At 66.8% G+C, this 605-nt stretch carries 1 protein-coding gene; it reads right to left on the bottom strand.

Annotation, left to right across the window (positions count from 1 at the left end; translation table 11 throughout):
• The coding region (locus G3I78_RS51495) for a hypothetical protein (protein WP_203616491.1) at positions 1–463 on the bottom strand (463 nt) is incomplete at its 3' end.
• Positions 464–605 lie beyond the last annotated feature (142 nt).

The raw sequence follows: 605 nt of genomic DNA, 5'->3' as shown, positions 1-605 counted from the left end.
CGCCGAAGGTCGCCTCGCCCGGCTTCCAGAGCAGTTCGGCCCTGCCGTTCTTGAGCCGGTAGCCGCAGGCCTTGAACGCCTCATTCAGGGAGACGGTCTGGTGCGCGTCGCGACGGGCGAACCGCTCGTCGCGTGGGTCTTTCCTCGGCTGTCCCTTTTTGGCTGCCGCCGGGGCCTCGCACCCCGTCTGACCTGCGGTGGACGGAGATTTTCCCTTACTACTAAAGCCCGCGTTACTTTTTGGCTCGGGCAGGTCCTGCCCCGCACCGCCAGCGGGGGGTCGAGCCGCCTCCGCCTTGGCCTTATCGGCCGCCCGCTTTGCCCGCATTTTGCAGGCGGGGGAGCAGAAGACCTTGGTCTTCTTCCCGGGGATGTGAACCAGAGGGGTGCCGCAGTGGCACCGGGGGTTCGGCACGGCCCGGATCTGTGGCGCGGGCGCGCTGGTCTCTCGTACGCTCGTCATCGAGCAACGTCACCTGTTCTCGTGGGTCGAGGACTGGGGGCGGACGAGCCGGGAGGTCAGAGCCCCGGCTCGTTGCCGTTTCTGGAGCTTATGGGGCAGAGCCTGGCACATGTGGCTGTCCATCAGAGCAAAGACGCTCGTA

It is taken from the genome of Streptomyces sp. SID13726 (assembly GCF_010548375.1).
Taxonomy (GTDB): domain Bacteria; phylum Actinomycetota; class Actinomycetes; order Streptomycetales; family Streptomycetaceae; genus Streptomyces.
This window is presented reverse-complemented; position numbering and strand designations above follow the sequence as displayed.